The organism is Bacillus sp. FSL K6-4563 (assembly GCF_038630405.1).
GTDB classification, from domain to species: Bacteria; Bacillota; Bacilli; order Bacillales; family Bacillaceae; genus Bacillus; species Bacillus pumilus.
Window position 1 is genome coordinate 886,849 of record NZ_CP152030.1, and the last position, 18,735, is coordinate 905,583.

Here is an 18,735-nt window from a genome sequence, read left to right on the forward strand (position 1 = left end):
ATGATAATGATTCTCAGTGGTTCATCATGATATGGAGGAGAAAAGAAGTTATGAAAAAACAAGGCATATTTCTTAGTTTAATAGCTTTAGTGTTGTTATTCGCACTAGCAGCCTGCGGTCAAAAGGAAGAAAGTAAAACAGCCGAAGAAAAAACAAAAACGGTTGACACAGTGAAAGGCAAGGTCGAGATTCCAGCAAATCCAAAGCGTATTCTCGTAGATGGCTATTTGGGTAGTGCTGTTGCACTAGGGGTAAAACCGGTTGGTGCCACAACACAAGATTTAAAAAACATACATCTCAAAGGCAAAGTGGATGGTGTGGCAGACATTAGTGATGAACGCTCCGCCGAAAAGGTGGCAAGCTTAAAACCAGACCTCATCATTTCAGCTGTAGACGATGAAAAGGTACTTGACGTCTACAAAAAGATTGCCCCAACGATTGTTTATCCGTTCGGTGTATTTAAAAATTCACAAGAAGAGATCACTACATTAGCCGGCATCTTGAATAAAGAAGAAGAAGGAAAAGCGTTTTTGAAAAAATTTGATCAACGTATAGAAGCTGCTAGAAAGAAAGTGAAAACAGTCATCAAAGAAGGCGAAACAGTGTCAATCTTGGGTGCATTTAAAAATGATGTCTATGTGTATGGGAATGGTATCTATCGAGGTGGACAAGCACTTTATGAACAATTGCAGCTTCAGCCGCCAAAAGATGTTGCAAACACTGTTTTAAATGGAAAGTCAGGATTTGAACATATTTCATATGAAGTGCTACCAAAATATGCAGGTGATTATATATTTGTTGATGAAGCCAACGGAGGTACGTTCGATAAGAACAATTCAATATGGAAAAGCTTAAAAGCAGTGAAAAAGAATCAAGTACATGACTTGGATATTACGTATTTCTGGCCATTTGATCCAATAGCTATCGCCAATCAAGCAGAAAAATACGTAGAGATATTGACTGACTTATCTCAGAAGTAAGGGGGCTGCTTTTTGTTAAAACGATTTTTCTCCTATTACAAGCCATATATGGGGCTGTTTATATTAGATTTTTCCTGTGCCGTCATAGCGGCACTACTTGAATTATCATTTCCACTCGCGATCAGTATGGTTGTAGATGACCTTCTCCCAAACAGAAACTGGGAAATGATTCTCATCTGGAGTGGAATTTTACTGGCAGTCTATGTCGTCAGCTCAGCAATGAATTATGTGGTGACATATTTCGGACATAAGCTAGGTATCAATATTGAAACAGATATGAGAAGTCAGCTATTCACCCACGTACAAAAAATGTCTTTTCGATTCTTTGATCAAAAGAAAACAGGAAAGCTTGTTTCACGCATGACAAACGATTTAATGGATATTGGTGAAATCGCTCACCACGGTCCTGAAGATTTATTTATTGCAATGATGACTCTTACAGGTGCATTTGCCCTGATGCTATCAATCAATTGGCAGCTTGCCGTCCTCACGTTTCTCATTGTCCCATTCTTAATAGGGCTATCGGTTTATTTTACGAAGAAAATGTCGATTGCCTTTGATCACATGTTTTCAAGTATTGGTCAATTCCATGCAAGGGTTGAGAATAATGTGAGCGGAATTCGAGTAGTGAAGGCATTTGGGAATGAAACGCACGAGGTGGATCGCTTTATTGAACACAATGAACAGTTTAAACAAACGAAATTAACCACATACAAAATGATGGCATTACACGCTTCAATTAGTCACCTGCTTATGAAGGGCGTCACCATCTTTGGACTTGTAAGCGGGACATGGTTTGTGATGCAAAAGAATATGACCTATGGCGAATTCATTTCATTTGTCCTGCTGTCTGGAATCTTTTTAGGACCTATTCAACAAATTAATTCAGTCATTGAGACGTATCCAAAGGGAGTCGCAAGCTTTAAGCGATTTGTTAAGCTCTTAGATCAAGCCCCAGACGAAAAGGACGTCCCTGATGCGATTCATGTCGATGGGCTAAAAGGTGAAATTACATTTCATGATGTCAGCTTTGGTTATGAGAAGGACAATTTGATCCTTGAGCATATTAATCTGGAGATCAAACAAGGGGAAACGGTTGCCATTGTAGGTCCTTCCGGTGCTGGTAAATCCACGCTATGCAGTTTATTACCAAGGTTTTATGAATGGCAATCTGGAACCATTACGATAGACGGCATTGATAGTAGACAGATGAAGCTGTCTTCACTGCGTCAACAAATTGGAATAGTCCAACAAGACGTCTATTTATTTAATGGGAGCATTCGAGAGAACATTCTTTATGGAAAGCTTGATGCAACTGAGGATGAAATATGGCAGGCAGTTTCAAAAGCAGAGCTAAAAGAACTCGTCGAATCCCTGCCCGAAGGTCTTGAGACAATGATTGGTGAAAGAGGCGTCAAGCTGTCAGGTGGACAAAAGCAGCGTGTATCAATTGCACGTATTTTCCTGAAAAATCCACCTATTTTAATACTGGATGAAGCGACCTCATCACTAGATACTGAAACAGAGGCTTCGATCCAACGATCACTAGAAGAGCTTTCAGAAGGTAGGACGACGCTAGTCATTGCGCATCGCCTTGCAACTATTCAACATGCAGATCGAATTGTTGTTGTGACAAAAGGTGGCATTGCAGAGCAAGGAAATCACAAAACATTACTAACGCAAAATGGCTTATATAAGCGCCTTTATGAAACACAATTCGGGGCATAAAAAGTCCATTAGAAGAAATGTGAAAGCCGGCAAAAGAGCGCCGGCTTTTTTCTCATGACATGTATTGCAATCTTTTTCCCTAGTTTCTAGGGGCAAAGAGCATCATACTCACACCTATTAAACAAATAAGAGCGCCTACCCAATCGTACAAATCAGGCGTTTTTCGATCGACCCACCAGCCCCAAAACACAGCAAGAACCACAAACACACCGCCATAGGCCGCATAAACCCGTCCGAAAGTCGGGAACTGCTGGAAGGTAGGGATGACCCCATAAGCGACGAGGATGAGGCTGCCGGCGATTCCATAGCTGACAGGTCTGGCTTCGCGCAGCCAAAGCCACACAAGATAGCCACCGCCAATTTCTGCTATTCCTGCTAATAAAAAAAGAACGATCGTCAACATCATGTAAGGACACTCCAATTCATTTCGTTACCTTCTATTATGACATGTTGACATTGTGAGGGACATGAGAGTTTGCTAAAATCAACTGAACAGAGAATGGAAACACATGGATTCTTGACTTTTCAGATAGAAGTGATCCAAATGGCCTTGCTTTTCGTACAGTAAGTACATTCTCATGAGGAGCACACTTCCTTTTTCGGCGCTCTTTTTTTCTCCTTTAAAAAAGAGTAAAGTACAAAGTAGGCTTATTTCAGCAAATCGAGTGATAAGCAATACGTGAAGGATTTCATGATGAATGCAGCATGCTCTTTCTCATGAAAAAGGAAGGAGATGACCATGGATACACTGAAAGATTCTGAGCTGTATCACAAGATCAAATTTGATCGTCACAAGCCTTCGCTTGAAGTGCTGTATGATCGCTATGAACGTGTGTTATATTCGTTTATTTATAAAATGACTGGAAGTCGTGAGCTTGCGGAGGAAGTGCTGCAAGAAGTCTTTATCAAGCTCTGGCGCGGTATAGGAGAATACCATACGGATAAAGGCAAATTCTCCTCGTGGTTATTCATGATGTCACGCAACACAGCCATCGATCTCCTAAGAAAGCACCGGAACGAAACGGCACTAGAAGATGAGCATATTGAATATTTAGCCGATCATCAAGAAGATGTATCAAAGGAAGTTGAATGGAACGAGGAAAAACAAATCATACGTGAAGCAGTATCTACATTGTCAAAAGAACAGCAAACCATCATAGAAGATGTCTATTTTAAAGGAATGACACAAAAAAGCATTGCTGAAAAACTAGGCATCCCCATTGGAACGGTGAAGGGAAGAGTTCGATTGTCATTGAAGCACTTACGGACGAGACTGTCTCGCGGAGGAAAGGAGGAAGAGGCATGACTCAGTGTAAACATCAAGTGATTGATTATTTCAACGGGCATGTACAAGGAGAAGAAAAAGCACAATTTGAAGAGCACCTCAAGAACTGCTCAGCTTGCAAAGAAGAGCTTGAAGAATTGACATCGCTCATGTCTGACATTCCATTTCTAGCAGATGACCAAACACCTCCGGCAGGGATGAAAGACCGTATTTTATCCCAAGTGTTTGAAGATGAGACAGTCGAAGAAAAGAATAGCCATAGGAAAGAGTTCAAGGCAGCACGTGAACAAAACGAGATCAAACCACTACAAAAGAAACGAAATCAATGGCTCTTGCCGCTCGTTGCCGCACTGCTTCTCATTTCAGCAGCTGGAAACGTGTATTTCTTATCGAATGGAAAAGAACAGGCGGAAGAACCTGTCAGGGTTGTAGCGACAAAATCACTGGCATCAGCCGCATCACCAAAAACAACGGGTGCTTTCTCAGTGATTGAGCATAACGGCAAAAAAGAGTTGGTGGTGAGTGCAGACGGATTAAAGGATCAGCTTGATTCATCTGCTGTTTATCAAGTATGGCTTATTAAAGGCGATCAGCCGGTGCCAGCCGGTGCCTTTAAAACAGATAACAAAGGAGAAGGAACCGTCACCTATGCATTATCAGAAAAAGAAGCGAGTGAATCATGGGATACCGTGGCAGTCACCCTTGAACCAAAAAAGGATAACAAACTGCCGCAAGGACCTGTCGTACTAAGTGCTGCATTTTAAATGTGATTTAGGAAGGGTGCCTTTGGGCATCCTTTTTTCATAGGCAAAGGGAACTTTTTGGCAGATCAGACGTAGTACATATGGAGGTGAAACAGATGAAACCATACATAGAAAAAGAACTATTTCTCTTATCAGTGAGACACGCATGTATTGCCATTTATTTTCTTGTCATCCCATTTTTGATCCCATTCTTTTATCACCCATCGCTTTTATTCATTACGCTCATTGCACTTTTTATCACTCATAACTTAGCGGAAAGTATCATTTGGTTTTATAAATCGAGAAAGATCAGAAAGCATCAGTCTGGTGATCTATCGAAACGAGGACATGTCTTGACCCAGATCGTGCAAAGGCTTGAACAGCTGATGATGATCAGTTTTGTGGTGTTTTTTATAAACGAATGGATACAGGGGATAGCAGATATGTCTAACCTCTTCTTCATTACTTTTTTCTTCATCATTGTTTTCCTGCAACACATCCAGTTTTATTACGTTCAGCTATTCTTTAAATCTAAAAGCTGGTTCTTTTATGTTCCTTCATGGCAAAGAGCTCGCCCTTCTTATATAGCGAGGGAGAAAAAGGCTTTGAATAGATCCTAAATCTGCAATCACTCGTTTGATCTATCCATAAACATCAGAAAATTATGATAAAATGTGGAAAAGAAGCATATAGAAAGGGAGTGCGAGCGAGTGAAAGCTGTTGGACTATTGGAGTACTTACCGATTGAGCATAAGCAAAGCTTGATGGATCAGGAAGTAGAAAAGCCTAAAGCAACGGGCAGGGATATACTGGTGAAGGTAGAGGCTGTGTCAGTGAATCCAGTTGATACGAAGGTGAGATCACCGAAGGATCAGAAGGAAGAAAAACTGAAAATTCTTGGCTACGATGCAAGTGGTACGGTTGTTGAAGTCGGCGAAGCGTGTACATTATTTCAGCCGGGTGATCACGTGTACTATGCGGGAGATATCACGCGTCAAGGCTCAAATAGTGAGTATCAGCTTGTGGATGAACGGATTGTGGCAAAAAAGCCTGTTAATCTCTCCTTTGCAGAAGCCGCAGCGATGCCTCTGACGACGATTACGGCATATGAAGCGTTATTTGACCGGATGCATATGAAGCGAAATGCAGAAGGGGCAACACTGCTCATCATTGGCGGTGCAGGCGGAGTAGGTTCTATTGCCATCCAACTAGCCAAATTAGCAAATGCCACTGTGATCGCCACCGCATCAAGACCTGAAACAAAAGAGTGGTGTCTGTCATTAGGTGCTGATCATATCATTGATCATCATGAGCCGCTTCTTGCGCAGCTTCAGGAAAAAGGAATAGGCGAAGTGGATTTCATTTTATGCTTAAATGATACAGACGGACATTTCAAAGGCATGGCAGAAGCCATCAAACCGCAAGGCATGATCTGTACCATTGTCGAGAATCAGTACAGCTTAGACATTCAATTACTCAAAAATAAAAGTGCTGCATTTGTATGGGAGTTCATGTTCACACGCCCTATGTACAAAACAGCGGACATGATCAAACAGCATGAGCTTTTAACAGAGACAGCTGAGTTATTTGAACAGGGGACATTGACACATACATTAACAAAGGTTCTCAATCCGATTAATGCCGCTCATTTGAAGCAGGCACATCAAACACTTGAGCAAGGAAAGATGATTGGCAAATTTGTACTAGAAGGATTTGAGAAAGGGGAGAGGGTATGACGTCATTACAATATCCGATTGGCTTATATGAACCGGTTGAAAATAAAACAAAGGAACAGCTAGAGTCATGGATTGATCAGTTGGGTGCGATTCCACAAGAATATGAAACAGTCACCAATCAATTGACAGATGCTCAGCTGGATACACCCTATCGGCCTGGAGGATGGACCGTCCGTCAGCTCATTCATCACGTAGCAGACAGCCATCTGAATGCATACTTACGATTCAAGCTTGCGCTCACAGAAGAAATACCGCACATCCGTCCATATGATCAGGCGGGATTCGCCGAGCTTCCAGATAGCAAAGAGCCCATCAGCCTATCACTGCCCTTAATCAGCAGTCTGCATCGCAGATGGGTTACATTACTTCGAGGGATGTCAGAGGAAGACTTCACTGCATCCTATTATCACCCAGCCGATCAACAAACGGTGTCCTTATATGATGCAACAGGTATGTACGTCTGGCACTCAAAGCATCATCTTGCCCATATCACGGAATTAATCAAAAGAAATCAATGGAATTAAAGGAGTCATGACATGTCTGGTAGAAGAATTGTCGGCGCCATGTTTATTTGTATGGCGGCATTGTTTTATATAGCAAAATATGTGCTTTTTGAGATACGCTATAGTAATAGCTTAGGCTCAGAAAGAACGATTGAGGAACTTGAACAACTGCTGCCTGGCGGAACGTGGATCAGCATCATTTTTCTCATCATCGGTTTAGCCTATCTTTTATGGGATGACAGAGTCGTTCTTCAAAAAACCTTCATCCTCTCAGATAAACAAGTAGAAGAAGAACTAAAAAAGACGGATCTCAAGTGACCGTCTTTTTTCCTTTTCATGTTTAGCCTCGTTCAGGGCGCAGTGCTTTTTCTAAGATGGCTAAACCTTCATTGACTTTTTCTTTTTCTTCATCATTGAGCCGTTGCAGGGAATTTTTAATTTTTTCATGTCCTTTTTGATAAATGCTTCTGAAAATATTTTTCGCTTCCTCTGTTAGTTCGACGACAATGATTCTCCGGTCACGCTCAGAATGCTTTCGCTCGACAAAGTTAGACTGTTCTAAACGGTCAAGCAAGCCTGTCATATTGGACAAAGAAGCCCCCATTTTTTCAGCAATTTCGGATACTTTAAGAGAGCCATGGTTATTGAGCAGCATGAGTACCTTCATTTGAGGCATACTCATATCAAGCTTCATCCATTCTGACACATCTCCAAGACCTGCAGCTGTGAGTACTTTCATATAGAGCACCCATGTCTTTTTTTCCTCTGGAGATAGAATCTCTTCTTTTAATACGGTGGTGTCATGAATATTATATTCCACGCTCGTTCACTTCCTTTAAGCGGCTCTTTTCTCTATATTACTGATTTTTACTTCTAATTGAAAGGTTCGACAAGCTTTTGAATGTTAAACTGCATGAATCAAGTGGTATTTGTTGTATAATAATGGTCAGTCGAAATAAATGAAGCAACTTAGAAAGTTGGGAAAATCATGTGGAACAAAAAAACGGGTATGACGATCTTAAAAATGCTTTTTCCGATCGTGATTATCCTTGTCTTAATTTTTGTCGCCAAGAAGGAACTGAGCGGCCTTTCCATTAAAAAAACGTTTTATATCATTGACAGCTTGAATCGAATGGACTTGTTTATTCTTGTTTTTCTTGGACTTGTCGCAGTGTTATCGATGTCCTTATATGATTTTATCTTACGAAAAAGCCTGAATATGCCCATCAGCGGCTGGAAAACGATTCGCATTTCCTGGATTGCGAACTCCTTTAACAGTGTCCTTGGGTTCGGCGGTCTATCAGGAGCAGGGCTTAGAACACTTCTATATAAGGAGTACATAACCGATACGAAAAAACTGCTGAAAGGCATTGCCCTTTTGACTTCCTCGGTCCTTTTGGGCTTATCTATTTTCAGTGATCTGATCTTGGTGAGGGTGCTTCCTGTTGAAAGTATTATTAGCCAAGAGCCGTGGCTATGGGCCTTTGTGATCATCTTTGCTTGTATTGTGCCTATTTACATCATTATGGCGTCCGTACGAAAAAGCTCGATTGAGAGCGGTGAAAGCGGACTGAAGCATCCGATTTACGCTTATATCGGAGCATCGTTTTTAGAATGGCTGGCAGCTGGTCTCGTCATGTACATGGCTGTCGTCTCTATGGGGATGAATGTCGATGTCCGGATTGTATTAGGCGTATTTGCGATTGCGTCAATCGGCGGTTTAATCAGTATGGTTCCGGGCGGATTTGGTTCGTTTGACCTCATCTTTTTACTGAGCATGCAGTACATTGGGTTTGATAAAGAGATGGTGCTGACGGCGCTCGTTTTGTACCGCTTCGTGTACTCGATCTTCCCGTTTATCCTTGGGCTTTGTCTAGCTGCTTACGATTTAACGGGAACGACGCTTAGACGTCTTGAAGGCAATCCGAGAATGGCACCTGCCGTAGAAACAACAAACGTCTTAATTGTGTTGCACCGTGCTTTATTAATCCGTTTATTGTACGGATCAGTATCAATTTTAACTTTCGGAAGCGGCTTGCTCATCATGGCGTCTGTTGTGCTTCCTGTCGATCGATTAGGCGTGATTACGAGCATTCCACGCTTTCTATTATCAGGATTTAATGGTCTTTCTTTAATGTTCGGCATCATCCTGATGATTTTGTCCATTGAAGTGTATAAACGAACAAAAAGATCGTATGTGCTGACGATGATCGCCCTAGCAGGCGGCTTTGTGTTTACTTTGTTAAAAGGATTTAACCTGAGTCTCATCTTTATTCTGCCAGTCATCATGGCTGTATTTTTCTCTCTTCGAAATCAATTTGTGAAGCAGCAGGCTCCTTATTCCTTGTATCAGTTTGTGGCGGCTGCCGCTGGTTATTTACTCGTGCTGTTTAACTATAATGTCATCGGCAACTTTATTTGGACAAAAATTGGACATTTCTTGAGTAGGGATTACCTCGTGCATAATGAACGGCATATCACAATGACAAGCATGATTGCGCTCATCGGTGTACCGCTTTTTTTCTTCATTAGCAGATTGATTTTTAATAAAAGAGCATTTCCGATTGGAGAAATAGCAGATGAGGAAAAATTAAAAACGTTTTTAGAGGAAAAGGGTGGAAATGCCCTCAGTCATCTTGGCTTTTTAGGCGATAAAAAATTATTTTTTTCAAGTGATGGAGAGGCAATGCTTCAATTTGGGCGCATTGGCCGCTGCGTCATTGTGCTTGGAGATCCATCTGGACGTAAAGCATCCTATCCACTTGTACTTGAAGAGTTTCTACAGCAGACAGAAAAAGCAGGCTATCGCGTTGCTTTTTATCAAGTAGAACGGGAAGGGATGGCGCTCTACCATGACTTAGGCTTTCACTTCTTTAAGCTTGGAGAAGAAGCCATGGTCGATTTAGAAACGTTCTCTCTTTCCGGTAAGAAAAAATCAAATTTACGGGCTGTGGCCAATAAGTTTGAACGAGAAGGCTATACGTTTGAAATGCTGGAACCGCCTTTTTCAGATGAGCTCATCTCAACCTTAAAACAGATTTCTGACAGCTGGCTCGGAAAGAAAAATGAAAAAGGGTTTTCGCTCGGCTATTTTCAAGAAGATTATCTTCAAAAAGCACCGATTGCGATTCTGAAGGATGAACAAGGGGAAATCATTTCTTTTGTATCACTAATGCCGATGTATCAAGAAGGGGAGATTTCCATCGACCTAATGCGTCATATGCATGATGCACCGAACGGGATGATGGATGCGCTGTTTATCCACCTTTTTCAATGGGCGAAAGAAAAAGGCTACAAATTCTTTAACATGGGAATGGCGCCTTTATCGAATGTAGGAACATTTCATCAATCCTTCCTCACGGAGCGTTTGGCGAGTGTTATTTTCAACAACGTCAGATTTATGTACAGCTTCAGCGGATTACGGTCGTTTAAACAGAAATATAAACCTGAATGGCGCGGAAAATACTTAGCGTATAAAAAGAATACATCATTACCTGTCACAATGGTGCTTGTCACCAAGCTGATAGGGATGGACCCGAATCGCAACCGGCGTCCATAGATCAAAAGCCTTTACCTTTCACTAGGTGAAGGTTTTTTTAGACAAAAGAATAGCAAAAGTGGTAAAGTTGAAGAGTAAGGGGGATGTAAATATGACATTAAATGAATGGTTTAAAAAGGGATTAACTGAACGTACATATGTACACAACATGGAGAAAAACCGAGAAAATCTACTCACGGTGTACAACCAGTACGCAATTCATCAAAAAGAAAAAGAGCTGCTTCAAAAGCTGCAAAAGAAAAAGCTCAGAGCGCTTGTCATCACAGCGGATTGGTGCGGAGATGCGATGGTCAATGTACCAATTTTCATGCGTATTGCAAGTGAAGCACTCATTGATGCGCGCTATTTTATTCGGGACGAGCATCTAGACCTGATGGATCAGTATTTAACGAACGGGACCGCAAGATCGATTCCGATTATCGTGATCATTGATCAGGACGGGAATGAAGTAGGTAAATGGGGACCACGCTCAACAGAAGCACAGCGATTTGTTGATGAGAAAAAACCCGACAAGGATGCCCCTGATTTTGAGGAAGCTTTTCAAGTATTTGCGAAAGAAGCCGCACATCACTATACGACAGATCGTTACTTATGGAAAGATATTGAGAAAGAAATAGTAGAAGTTTTGGAAAAAATATAAACCAAAAGACTACTTCGCCGCAACGGGAAGTAGTCTTTTTTTATCTTGTTTTTGCGTCTCACCTACAAAACACCGCATAAAGATGTAGAAAAACCGCAGAATTCTACAAAAAACCGCAGAAAACCGCAACGCATCACGATTTTCCCAACCATTTTTAGTTGAAAAACCTCATATGTGCCATGAAAACCTTAATTTTGCCCTTATCTAAAGGCTCATATAACGCACGTTGGTTTGCTTTTTCCCAATACAAGAGGCCCAGCAACTATAGTAATCTAGTTGTAATCTCCTTTGAACGAACTAAAAAACAAATGACGGAAAAGGGCTGGCGATCAATCTATGAAAAAAATCATTTATCTCGATCAAGAAAAAAAGAAGCTCGCTGAATCGAAAAAAAGAGAACAGCGTTCCATCAAATCACTTAGGCTGCTTGTGTTTTATGACGGGCAAAGTCCTTCATGTGCAAAAGCGATGGACTTGTTGAAAGCTCTCGATTGGAAGAACCGTATTCATTTTGAATCCTTTAGACACTCGCAGCTGCTCAAACTGAACAAAATAAGTGAAGAAAAGGCAGAAAAGCGAATCGTGTCAATTTCCTTAGCCAAAAACCAAAAAAACTCAGGGATCTATACATGGCTGAAAATTGCTTGCAATATCCCTGCATTATGGGGAACGATCCCATTCATCGTGCTCAGCATTTGGTTAGGCTTTGGTCAACATGCGTACGATTACTTTGCGAGAAAACGGTATGTTCATTCAGTCAAACAAGTCACCCGTCCTGATACAGATCAACAGAAGACCATTTAATGAATAGGAAAAGCATGACCTTCGATCGGCAGAAGGTCATGCTTTTTTGTAATAGGGGACATATGATGCAAGGTGATGAAGCAGCGTTCTCGTGTAGGACATATAGGTACGTTCGTCAAGCTCAGAACCCGCATAGGAAAGCAAGGTTCTAAGAGCAAACAAGTACTCACTGTGCAGCTCATTTTGTTTAAAGTAAGGAAGAGCTGCTTCGATCAGATAGGTTTTCAAATCAAGAGGGTTTTCCTCAATCATCAATTTATAGATTTTGATCATATATAAACAGTTTGGCTGAATACGAGGCTGTTTTAACAGCTCATGTATGTAGGGAAGGGCCTTTTTGCGGTCGTATTCAGCATATAAGGTCGCGATTTCATACAGAGTTTCACAATAACGGTCTTCTATCTGTTCTTGATTAAAGTAATTGAGTGAATCTAGTAAATAAGGCACAGCTGAAGAAAAATCGCCTTCCCGTTTTAAGAGCACCCCGTAATAAAAATAAGCGGTCATTTTAATATAGGCATCAGGATAAAGGGACGTGTGCAAAATCACTTCTTTTAAATATTTCTTCGCCGTTTGAAAGGCTTTTAGTTCCAGTGAGATCACGCCATGAATGAGTGTGCAGTGAATGATCCGCTTGAAATTGTTCTTTTGTCTATATAAATCCATGGCTTGATGGGTTGCTTCAAGCGCATCGCCAAGAAGTCCCATGTTTCCAAGTGCTTTTGCATAGTGATAATACAGGTCACTTTGTTCAACAGACGCGTAAGAAAAGCAGCTCTCAAGTTTCTTTATCCCTTCTTCAAGCTGACCATTTGTAATGAGATGAATGCCATCTAGATATTCAAATATTTCTTTTTCCGTTTCAATAAAGGTTTTTTCAAACTTTTTAAGCACGCGGTGTGTTTTTAAGGCAAGCGGCTGCTTGTCCGATAATAAATAAAATTGAAATAGGGACAAATGATACTGAATGCCTAAATCTAGCGAAAAGAACTGTTCCTCGTGCTGAATGATCATTTCTGCATTTTGTTCAGCTTGATCAAGTGCATAGAAATACATATTCATTTGAAACTCATCCAAGAGTGACAGCAGGTGACGTGCCTTTTGTGACAGCGTTTCTTGACTGATGCCTAGTCGTTCAAGCAATAAATTGATCGTATCTTGATTGGCCTCCTTTGAGCCATTTTCGATTTTACTTAAATGAGAGACAGAACAAATTCCTTCTGCCAATTCAGATTGGGTCATATTTTGTTTATACCGGTAGAGCTTAATGATTTGCCCGATATTGATTTTCATTCCATCCAGAAGCCTCCCTTCCAATCATGGTTTGAAAGCCTTTTGACAAAATAACCGCATTAGACAAAATGGGAATAACTAAACCTATTTCATCATCTTGAGTTTTTTATCAAAATTTGTTTAAAACGTAATATGATTGTAACATTACTTGAAAAACTCAAACAACTTTTTAGCAGAAGGGATGGGAAACATCATTTGCAACTGCTCGCAATGATGTTTATAATGTGAATGAGAATCAATTTCAATTAAGATTGATTGAAAGGATGACACATATGCCAGAAATCAAACAACAAACAGAAGCGTTAACGGTACGAGACGCTGTCAGATATAGACGATCTATTCGAAAATTTAAAGAAACGCCGGTGACCATTGAGCAGCTTCAGCCGTTATTAGAGGATGCGGTCTATGCACCGAATCATAAAATTACGGAGCCTTGGCGCTTTCTATATGCGGTGACAGATGAAGCGAAAGCGACATTTATTGATCGCTTCATTGCGTTCTTCAAGCGCAACAATCCAGATGCAAAGGAAGAAAAGATCAATCAATATAGAGATTACTTTTCAAAAGTCCCAGCCCTTTTACTTGTGGTGTTAAAGGAAGACGAGAACCCAGTGGTAAGAAATGATGATTTTGCCGCTGTGAGCGCGCTCATTCAAAACTTCCAGCTGCTTGCTTGGGATCAAGGAATCGGTATGGTCTGGAAGAGCGGCCGCATCTTATACGACAAAGGCTTTCAACAGAACATGGGCCTAAAGGAAAACGAGCGGTTTGCTGCCATCCTTCATATTGGTTATCCAGAAGAGGTGCCTGAGGAAAAATCACGTCAGAAAGCATCAAGTCTTCTTACTGAAATTCAATAAAAGAAGAAAAGCAGACCGCAAAAGGGTCTGCTTTTTTTACTTATTGTTTTTTGGCGCGCTGATCGGCTGCTTTCATACGTGCCATTGCTTTTACGTCATTCGGATCTGCAAGTTCTTTGGAAAATTCAACATATTCGCCATCCGGTTCTTGTGCTGCAAGCTCGTGGTTGGTTTTTTGGTGTTGGTCTTTTTTCAAAGCCTTTCCCTCCTTTACAAGATCACTTTAGTTATGTGCTTGTTGGAGTGGAATATCCATCTTACTTGTTTCTTTTTTCTGCTGCTCTTTCCGCTTTTTTGAATTCCTGCTGATACAGGACTTCCTGGGTTTTCTTCAGCTTTGAAGTTGGCTGGTGTTCTTTTTTCTTCATCAAAATCGCCCCCTCATCTCATTTCTAATAGGATGGGTGTTTTTGACAAAAATTATTCCTTTGAATGCAAAATCGCTTCTTTTAATTCAGGATGCAAAAAGTCATAAGAAGAAAGCAATGCCTTCTTCGGCAGCGCACGCTGACCTTCTAAAACAAGTAATGACATTTCGCCAAGTGCCGTTCGAATGACAAAGGATGGGACCTTCAGCCAGTGAGGGCGGTGAAGGGCAGACGCTATCGTTTGTCCAAGCTGCTTCATTTGAACAGGATTCGGTGATGTGACATTGAGTGGACCTGAGATGTCGTCATTGTGTATTGCATAAGCAATGAGATGTGCTACATCTTCGACATGAACCCATGAAACCCATTGCGAGCCGGAGCCAATCGTTCCGCCGGCAAATAGTTTATATGGCAGTGTCATCAGTGGCAAGGTACCTTTTTCTCCTAACACGACGCCGAAGCGTGTGTAGACGGTACGAATGCCGAGTGCTTCAATCTTTTGCCCCTCAGCTTCCCAACGCTTTGATGTATGACTTAAGAAATCAGTATCCGCAGGAGGTGATTCCTCTGTAAAATCTCCTGTTTGAGACGTGCCATAAATTCCGACAGCACTTGCTTGAATGAGCACAGATGGTTTCGATTCCTGCGCTTCTATAATGCGCCTTACTTCTTGTGTGGATTGAATACGGCTAGAGAGGATGCCTTCTTTTGCCTTGTCTGTCCAGCGGGTGAAAATGGATTTTCCAGCAAGGTTAATCCAGACATCAATCGCAGGAAGTTCATGCTCAGGTGCAGCACCTTCTGTCAGCCACTGCACATAGTGTAAATGATTTTGTTCGGATTCCTTTGGATTTCTTGTTAAAATATATAGATGATGTCCTTCAGCAGCGAGCACTTTCGTGACGTGCCGGCCGATAAAACCGGTTCCTCCGGTGATGGCGATATTCAATTGACATCTCTCCTCTCATATACATACCTATATCTTTCACGATTTTGAATCAGAAGAAACATCCTGACTGTTTTAAAAAAGGAGTGATCACAGGATGCCCTATATTACAAAAATCTCCGCTCAGAAAAACAATACAGAGCGGGTGAACATTTTTCTAGATGAAAAATACGCCTTTAGCGTTGATCTAGATGTGCTCGTCCAGCACGATTTGAAAAAAGGGAAAGAGCTGGACGAAGCAGATATCATCGACATTCAATTCGGTGATGCTGTGAAAAAAGGATTTCAGCAGGCCGTCGATTATTTATCCTACCGAATGAGATCGGTGAAAGAAGTAACCGATTATTTGACGAAAAAAGAAATCCCGGCACCTGCTATTAGTGAAATTATACACAAATTAAAGCATTACAAGTATGTAAATGATCTTGAATTTGCGGAAGCCTATGTCAGCACCCACCGTAAAACGAATAGCAAAGGGCCGTCCGTCCTGAAAAAAGAGCTAAAGCTCAAAGGGATAGATGATGACAACATTGAACAAGCACTATCGCAATATCCTGATGACTTACAGCTGGAGGAAGCTGTGAAGCAGGTTCAGAAGCTTGTGAGAAAAGAAAAAAATCGTTCCGCAAAAGAGATCGAGCAGCGCATCAAGCTGCAGCTGCAACGAAAAGGATTTTCGTTTGGGATCATTGATAAAGCCCTTCAAGAAGCCTATGATGGACAAGAAGAGGAAAAGGAAGAAGAAGCCCTCCTTTATATGATGGAGAAGGCAAAACGCAAGGTAGGATACGACGGGTCATTTGAAAAGAAGATGAAGGTGAAGCAATTTTTATTCAGAAAAGGCTTTGATCTCGACACAATTGATCACGTTTTAGACAAAGGGGAATGACAGATGGACAAACGTTATAGTGAGATGACGGAATACGAATTGAAGCAGGAGATAGCCTCTCTTTCTGAAAAAGCACGTAAGGCTGAGCAGCTTGGCATTGTGAATGAATATGCCGTCTTAGAACGGAAAATCGATATGGCAAAAGCCTACTTATTAGATCCAGCCTTGATTCAAACCAAAACGACTTATCAAATCAAAGATACAGACGAAGAGTTTTATGTGGAATATTTAAATGGTGTATTTGCGTGGGGACACAGAGTATCAGCCCCTAATAAGGAAGATGCACTGCCAATTTCCATGCTTACGAAAAAGGACTGATCCTAGAGATCAGTCCTTTTCTTTACTTCGAACGTTGTTTACGGACGTTGTTCTGAAGTACGATGTCGTGCTGCGTTTGCTGCGTTTCTCCGTTGACCTGAGAGGCAGAATGCTTTGCATTCGCCCATGGTTGAGGGTAAGCGGTTGTCCTTAATTGAACAAAGTCTTCCATATACGATTTCCCATTTGAACTCATATCTCAAGCACTCCCTTTGGAAAAATTAGCGTTTCCCTGATGCCCTCATTCGTTCCTGTGGACGTGTATTCGTCTCACCATTCGGCCTTTTAGACGCATAAGCATCTGTGGCGCCTGGCTCGCCTTCAAATTTGTGATTCACTTGATTTGGAAAGCCTTTTGCTTTATTACGCATCTCGATTCCCTCCAAACAATACAAATCATTTGCGTCTTTTGAAGACGTAAGGGTAGTATATGAAAAAAGAGGTTTTTTTAAAAAGGCACTTTCTGCTAGATGAAGGAGGAACATGCATGGAACAATACTTTGAGCGACTAACAGAACAACTCATGGAAAAAAACAATATGCTGACATATGATGAAGCACGTACATGGGTAGAGCTGCTTTGGAGTGATTTTGAAACGACCTATGCAAAGGCTGGCCACAAGTATAAAGGACAGGAAACAACTGAACGGATTGTCCAAGAGTGGATTGAGAGCTACGGTGCGCAGCTGCATTTATTCCAAAATAAACAATCGAAGGCAAACGAGCATCTACAAGAGCAGAATAAAGGGCTGCTTCATTAAAAGAAGTGCCCTCATCTTTTTCAAGAAATAGGAAAATATATAAATGAGTAAACAATTTTATGATACAATACCCAGTCTGTGATCGAAATTACAGGCTTTTTACAATGGTTAAACTTAAAATTACATTAAATTCATCTTACTGAAAATCACTGGAAATAAAACTTTGATATAATGGAACGATTAAAGAGACATGTAATTTATGGATAATAAAAAAGGGTTTCGTTTCCTGACAAAAAAGGAATAATGAACATATCAGACTATGTGAAAAAAGTGAAGAGAAGGTGCGATATGGAACGAGAATTGCTCTCTGTTATAATTCCTTCTTACAATGAAGGTGAAAACATCAGACGAATCTTTGAGGCACTCGAGGAAGAGTTTCGCGATTTTCATTATGACTTTGAAATCATCTTTGTGAATGATGGAAGCAAAGACAACACACTTCAATATATGAGAGAGCTCTCTCGCAAAAGTGCAAAGGTCAAATACATTTCCTTCTCACGTAACTTTGGGAAGGAAGCCGCTATTCTGGCAGGACTTGAATATGCGAAGGGAGTAGCTGCGATCATCATGGACGCCGACTTGCAGCACCCAACGTATTTGATTCAGGACTTCGTCAGAGGATATGAAGAAGGCTACCATCAAGTCATTGCCAAACGGAACCGTAAAGGAGACAGCAAGCTTCGCTCTTACTTATCATCCATGTACTATAAAGTGATGAACAAGGTAGTCGAAGTGGACTTGCGTGATGGCGTCGGAGATTTCCGTTTAATTTCGCGCCAAGCAATTGATGCATTACTTCAGTTGAAAGAAGGAAATCGTTTTTCAAAAGGGCTTTTTTGCTGGATTGGGTTTGAAGAAAAGGTCATCTATTATGAAAATGTAGAAAGACAGCATGGTGATACAAAATGGTCACTAAAGAAGTTGTTTAACTATGGCATAGATGGCGTCATTTCTTTTAACAACCGCCCGCTGCGTATTTGTTTTTATACTGGCATACTGATCTTATTCCTTTCTTTGATTTACATCGTTGCCACCTTTATTCAAATCGTCAGAACGGGCGTGATGGTACCTGGTTATTTCACTTTAATATCGGCTGTGCTTTTCCTCGGAGGTGTCCAGCTTTTGAGTCTAGGTGTGATTGGAGAATATATTGGCCGCATTTATTATGAAACGAAGAAGAGGCCACATTATTTGATCCAAGAATCAAATGTCATGCAACAAGAGACAAGCTCAAAGGAACAAGACCGAGTGTTAACACAGTTATTTAAATAACGTGGAGTCAAATAACCGGCAAGCACGAATCGCTTGCTGGGTTGTTTTGTT

24 protein-coding genes are annotated in these 18,735 nt (G+C 41.1%); 16 read left to right on the forward strand and 8 right to left on the reverse strand.

Annotated elements, in window-relative coordinates:
* The first annotated feature begins 50 nt into the window (after positions 1 to 50).
* A complete protein-coding gene (locus MHH54_RS04200) occupies positions 51 to 980 on the forward strand; it encodes an ABC transporter substrate-binding protein (RefSeq protein ID WP_342500730.1) in 930 nt (309 codons plus the stop codon).
* A 12-nt stretch (positions 981 to 992) separates the two neighbouring features.
* The gene (locus MHH54_RS04205) at positions 993 to 2,708 is read left to right on the forward strand and encodes an ABC transporter ATP-binding protein (RefSeq protein WP_342500731.1); all 1,716 of its coding nucleotides are present in this window, start codon (positions 993 to 995) and stop codon (positions 2,706 to 2,708) included.
* A gap of 79 nt (positions 2,709 to 2,787) precedes the next feature.
* Here the strand turns inward: MHH54_RS04205 and MHH54_RS04210 are convergent, their stop codons facing one another.
* A complete protein-coding gene (locus MHH54_RS04210; RefSeq protein ID WP_050944757.1) occupies positions 2,788 to 3,114 on the reverse strand; it encodes a YnfA family protein in 327 nt (108 codons plus the stop codon).
* Between the two features lie 333 nt (positions 3,115 to 3,447).
* Here MHH54_RS04210 and MHH54_RS04215 point away from each other — a divergent pair, with 333 nt between their 5' ends.
* The 6 genes from MHH54_RS04215 to MHH54_RS04240 all read left to right on the forward strand — a co-directional run bounded on the left by MHH54_RS04215 (position 3,448) and on the right by MHH54_RS04240 (position 7,293).
* Positions 3,448 to 4,014 carry a sigma-70 family RNA polymerase sigma factor gene (locus MHH54_RS04215; protein WP_050944756.1) on the forward strand — a complete coding sequence of 189 codons (567 nt, stop codon included), beginning with the start codon at positions 3,448 to 3,450 and terminating at the stop codon, positions 4,012 to 4,014.
* Positions 4,011 to 4,757 carry an anti-sigma factor gene (locus MHH54_RS04220; RefSeq protein WP_342500732.1) on the forward strand — a complete coding sequence of 249 codons (747 nt, stop codon included), beginning with the start codon at positions 4,011 to 4,013 and terminating at the stop codon, positions 4,755 to 4,757. Before MHH54_RS04215 ends, MHH54_RS04220 begins: the two co-directional genes overlap by 4 nt.
* Positions 4,758 to 4,852: 95 nt before the next feature.
* Positions 4,853 to 5,356 (forward strand): hypothetical protein, encoded by a 504-nt coding sequence (locus MHH54_RS04225; protein WP_342500733.1) that lies wholly within the window; start codon positions 4,853 to 4,855, stop codon positions 5,354 to 5,356.
* A gap of 90 nt (positions 5,357 to 5,446) precedes the next feature.
* On the forward strand, positions 5,447 to 6,472 hold the full coding sequence (locus tag MHH54_RS04230; RefSeq protein ID WP_342500734.1) for a zinc-binding alcohol dehydrogenase family protein: 1,026 nt from the start codon (positions 5,447 to 5,449) through the stop codon (positions 6,470 to 6,472).
* Positions 6,469 to 6,996 carry a YfiT family bacillithiol transferase gene (locus MHH54_RS04235; protein WP_106033156.1) on the forward strand — a complete coding sequence of 176 codons (528 nt, stop codon included), beginning with the start codon at positions 6,469 to 6,471 and terminating at the stop codon, positions 6,994 to 6,996. Before MHH54_RS04230 ends, MHH54_RS04235 begins: the two co-directional genes overlap by 4 nt.
* A 12-nt stretch (positions 6,997 to 7,008) precedes the next feature.
* A complete protein-coding gene (locus tag MHH54_RS04240) occupies positions 7,009 to 7,293 on the forward strand; it encodes a hypothetical protein (protein ID WP_342500735.1) in 285 nt (94 codons plus the stop codon).
* A gap of 22 nt (positions 7,294 to 7,315) precedes the next feature.
* On the opposite strand, the gene MHH54_RS04245 is transcribed toward MHH54_RS04240, so the two are convergent.
* Positions 7,316 to 7,795: a MarR family transcriptional regulator gene (locus MHH54_RS04245; protein ID WP_008341672.1), complete on the reverse strand. Its 480-nt coding sequence runs from the start codon at positions 7,793 to 7,795 to the stop codon at positions 7,316 to 7,318.
* Positions 7,796 to 7,963: 168 nt separating this feature from the next.
* On the opposite strand from MHH54_RS04245, the gene mprF reads away from it, so the two are divergent.
* From mprF to MHH54_RS04260, 3 genes are all read left to right on the forward strand, one after another.
* Positions 7,964 to 10,534, forward strand: a complete 2,571-nt coding sequence (gene mprF / locus MHH54_RS04250; protein WP_342500736.1) for a bifunctional lysylphosphatidylglycerol flippase/synthetase MprF — start codon at positions 7,964 to 7,966, stop codon at positions 10,532 to 10,534.
* Positions 10,535 to 10,625: 91 nt separating this feature from the next.
* On the forward strand, positions 10,626 to 11,174 hold the full coding sequence (locus MHH54_RS04255) for a thioredoxin family protein (protein ID WP_003217810.1): 549 nt from the start codon (positions 10,626 to 10,628) through the stop codon (positions 11,172 to 11,174).
* A gap of 336 nt (positions 11,175 to 11,510) precedes the next feature.
* Positions 11,511 to 11,978, forward strand: coding sequence for a DUF393 domain-containing protein (locus MHH54_RS04260; protein ID WP_003217856.1), 468 nt, complete (start codon positions 11,511 to 11,513; stop codon positions 11,976 to 11,978).
* Positions 11,979 to 12,014: 36 nt separating this feature from the next.
* Here the strand turns inward: MHH54_RS04260 and MHH54_RS04265 are convergent, their stop codons facing one another.
* Positions 12,015 to 13,271 (reverse strand): transcriptional regulator, encoded by a 1,257-nt coding sequence (locus MHH54_RS04265; protein WP_050944748.1) that lies wholly within the window; start codon positions 13,269 to 13,271, stop codon positions 12,015 to 12,017.
* A gap of 272 nt (positions 13,272 to 13,543) precedes the next feature.
* On the opposite strand from MHH54_RS04265, the gene MHH54_RS04270 reads away from it, so the two are divergent.
* Complete coding sequence (locus tag MHH54_RS04270) at positions 13,544 to 14,131, forward strand: nitroreductase (RefSeq protein ID WP_226804804.1); 588 nt, start codon at positions 13,544 to 13,546, stop codon at positions 14,129 to 14,131.
* Between the two features lie 40 nt (positions 14,132 to 14,171).
* Here the strand turns inward: MHH54_RS04270 and MHH54_RS04275 are convergent, their stop codons facing one another.
* The 3 genes from MHH54_RS04275 to MHH54_RS04285 all read right to left on the reverse strand — a co-directional run bounded on the left by MHH54_RS04275 (position 14,172) and on the right by MHH54_RS04285 (position 15,448).
* Positions 14,172 to 14,327 carry a YfhD family protein gene (locus MHH54_RS04275; RefSeq protein ID WP_065097458.1) on the reverse strand — a complete coding sequence of 52 codons (156 nt, stop codon included), beginning with the start codon at positions 14,325 to 14,327 and terminating at the stop codon, positions 14,172 to 14,174.
* Positions 14,328 to 14,388: 61 nt separating this feature from the next.
* A complete protein-coding gene (locus tag MHH54_RS04280; RefSeq protein ID WP_017358836.1) occupies positions 14,389 to 14,499 on the reverse strand; it encodes a YfhE family protein in 111 nt (36 codons plus the stop codon).
* Positions 14,500 to 14,551: 52 nt separating this feature from the next.
* Positions 14,552 to 15,448 (reverse strand): TIGR01777 family oxidoreductase, encoded by an 897-nt coding sequence (locus tag MHH54_RS04285; protein WP_003217821.1) that lies wholly within the window; start codon positions 15,446 to 15,448, stop codon positions 14,552 to 14,554.
* Between the two features lie 94 nt (positions 15,449 to 15,542).
* On the opposite strand from MHH54_RS04285, the gene recX reads away from it, so the two are divergent.
* Positions 15,543 to 16,334, forward strand: coding sequence for a recombination regulator RecX (recX, locus tag MHH54_RS04290; RefSeq protein ID WP_106067546.1), 792 nt, complete (start codon positions 15,543 to 15,545; stop codon positions 16,332 to 16,334).
* A 3-nt stretch (positions 16,335 to 16,337) separates the two neighbouring features.
* Positions 16,338 to 16,652: a YfhH family protein gene (locus tag MHH54_RS04295; RefSeq protein ID WP_106033150.1), complete on the forward strand. Its 315-nt coding sequence runs from the start codon at positions 16,338 to 16,340 to the stop codon at positions 16,650 to 16,652.
* Between the two features lie 22 nt (positions 16,653 to 16,674).
* Here the strand turns inward: MHH54_RS04295 and MHH54_RS04300 are convergent, their stop codons facing one another.
* Entirely contained in the window at positions 16,675 to 16,848 is a 174-nt protein-coding gene (locus tag MHH54_RS04300) for a YpzG family protein (RefSeq protein WP_003217811.1), read from the reverse strand.
* Between the two features lie 25 nt (positions 16,849 to 16,873).
* Positions 16,874 to 17,023, reverse strand: a complete 150-nt coding sequence (locus MHH54_RS04305; protein ID WP_003217849.1) for a small, acid-soluble spore protein K — start codon at positions 17,021 to 17,023, stop codon at positions 16,874 to 16,876.
* A 116-nt stretch (positions 17,024 to 17,139) separates the two neighbouring features.
* On the opposite strand from MHH54_RS04305, the gene MHH54_RS04310 reads away from it, so the two are divergent.
* Positions 17,140 to 17,412 (forward strand): YfhJ family protein, encoded by a 273-nt coding sequence (locus tag MHH54_RS04310; protein WP_003217809.1) that lies wholly within the window; start codon positions 17,140 to 17,142, stop codon positions 17,410 to 17,412.
* A gap of 288 nt (positions 17,413 to 17,700) precedes the next feature.
* Complete coding sequence (locus tag MHH54_RS04315) at positions 17,701 to 18,684, forward strand: glycosyltransferase family 2 protein (protein WP_003217835.1); 984 nt, start codon at positions 17,701 to 17,703, stop codon at positions 18,682 to 18,684.
* Positions 18,685 to 18,735: the final 51 nt, after the last annotated feature.